Genomic DNA, 1861 nt, shown 5'->3' with positions numbered 1-1861 from the left:
GTTTTAATCTCACCGCTCACGCTTTGCATCTCAGCAAGCAACTCACTGGCATCTTCGCCAGATTTTTTGAGCGCTCCAACTTGTTTTGCGCCCGTATTACGGCGCGACTGCAACTCTTCGGTCTTTACTTGTAGCGATTTACGTTCGTTCTCAATACTTTGCCAGAACACTATATCAAGCGTATAACCACGGGTGGCCAATTGCTGCTGTAAATCTGTCAAATCGCCGCGTAAGAGTTTTGGGTCTATCATAATAGGTGCCTGTCGCGCTAAAAGTGGATAAAAGGTGTGAAAATAATAAAAATCTGGGCTGTAGTGCCCTATTTTTCCTGCAAGTATTTGGTAGCCGCTATAATACCAAGACACAGCAGATTTGACCATGTTTTGGCGATTTTTTACCTACCTGTTAGCTAAGTTTTAACCTTCTATTTTCATAAGCCTTAACCCGTTATCTTTAGCTTAATACTGTTATTTAAGGTTTAACTATCCTCTATAAGTAAGACTTACCTTTATTAATGACTTTAATATGGTGTCTATTAGCGAACAGAGTGGCTTATATGTTTCATTTAAGGGCGATTTTCGGTAAGATAAGCGCATATCTTTATTCTATTTCCAGCCAAATATTGCCTCGCTGTTGACATTTGGCGCTTTTAATTTAACGCTTTCACTATAAGTCTTTGAGAAACCTTTATGGCTCTGTACCCCTACACGCTGCAACCTGTTGCCTTAAACCTAACCGAGGCAGAATTCCATCAAGCACAGTATGAGCTATTTGCTAGTGCCAGCCCGTCATTTGGTCTGTCGAGTATCAAGCTTAAAGAATGGATCATCATGGCAGTCGCTGTGGTTTTAGCCGTTGCTGGGCTGGTCTTTTTGACGGGTTATTCGACCATTATCTTTTGGGTCATGCTAGCAGCCGTTGTCATTTATCTACTGGTTCGTACCCTTGGTTTTAAATGGTATGTGAAAAGAGAGTTTGAAAAGCAGGTCGCTGAGCAAGAAATGCCTGATGAGATGCGCCAAATGAAACTGGGTGTACAAAAGCATGGGATTGTGATGGCAGTGCCGGTCAATCAGTCAGATATGTTTAATAGCAATCAGATGCGCGGTATGCAGATGCGTGCAGGCAGCACCCAACAAGCAGTGATTCCTTGGAGCGCCGTGAAAAGTTGGGATGAGACAGACGACTACATCTTTATGATGTTTGAGATGAAAGGTCAGCAAGGTAGTCAGATTATCCCTAAGCGCCTGCAAGCTCAAAAATTCCCTATCGATACGGTACGCCAGCATTTGATAGAGGTAGTCGCAGTGAAAGGTCTAAACCCTGAAAATCTTCAGCTGCCAGCCAAGTAAGCTTAAAATCCGTTTAGATTAAAGCCGTGGTTGTTTGATAAAATATATTACAAATTTTAATTTGATTAATTTAACTTATTTTTGCATGCTTGCTACAATAGCAAGCATCAAAGGTTGAGCAACTTACAGTGAGCTATTATTTATGCTTTACGCTCATAATAGCTCACTGTAAGTTGCTTAAGTTTAAAGGTTTAACGACTTAATGTTTGATACCTACACTCAATGAAAAGGATAATAGAATGAGTAACAATAATAACGACACTAACCAGATCGGTCTAGAAAAAGCAGATATGAGCGAAGTTATTAGCAAGTTAAATGGTATATTGTCTAGCTACCATATGTTTTATATCAACGTTCGTGGTTATCATTGGAATGTCAAAGGCGAGCATTTTTTCACTTTACATCCAAAGTTTGAAGAGCTGTATACCGCATTACAAATCCAAATCGATGAAATCGCTGAACGTATTTTAACCTTAGGCGGTACACCGCTACATGCTTATAGTGATTTT

The 1861-nt window shown here is 40.2% G+C and carries 2 protein-coding genes and 1 pseudogene; 2 read left to right on the top strand and 1 reads right to left on the bottom strand.

Translation table 11 applies throughout. The features are described 5' to 3' along the window. Window positions 1-251, bottom strand: a pseudogene (locus VLN09_RS03555) (serine--tRNA ligase); the annotation flags it as partial. Window positions 252-689: 438 nt separating this feature from the next. On the opposite strand from VLN09_RS03555, the gene VLN09_RS03550 reads away from it, so the two are divergent. Together VLN09_RS03550 and VLN09_RS03545 are read left to right on the top strand one after the other, a co-directional pair. Continuing rightward, window positions 690-1352, top strand: a complete 663-nt coding sequence (locus VLN09_RS03550) for a YcxB family protein (RefSeq protein WP_325243816.1) — start codon at window positions 690-692, stop codon at window positions 1350-1352. 239 nt (window positions 1353-1591) lie between these two features. Beyond that, the coding region (locus VLN09_RS03545; RefSeq protein WP_325243815.1) for a DNA starvation/stationary phase protection protein at window positions 1592-1861 on the top strand (270 nt) is incomplete at its 3' end.

This window comes from Psychrobacter sp. (assembly GCF_035469765.1).
Taxonomy (GTDB): Bacteria; Pseudomonadota; Gammaproteobacteria; order Pseudomonadales; family Moraxellaceae; genus Psychrobacter.
Note: the sequence above shows the minus strand (reverse complement) of the source record. Positions and strands in the feature narration are given on the sequence as shown.

Coding starts and splice junctions, on each gene's coding strand:
- VLN09_RS03550 (WP_325243816.1), top strand. CDS start 690: ATGGCTCTGTACCCCTACACGCTGCAACCTGTTGCCTTAAACCTAACC.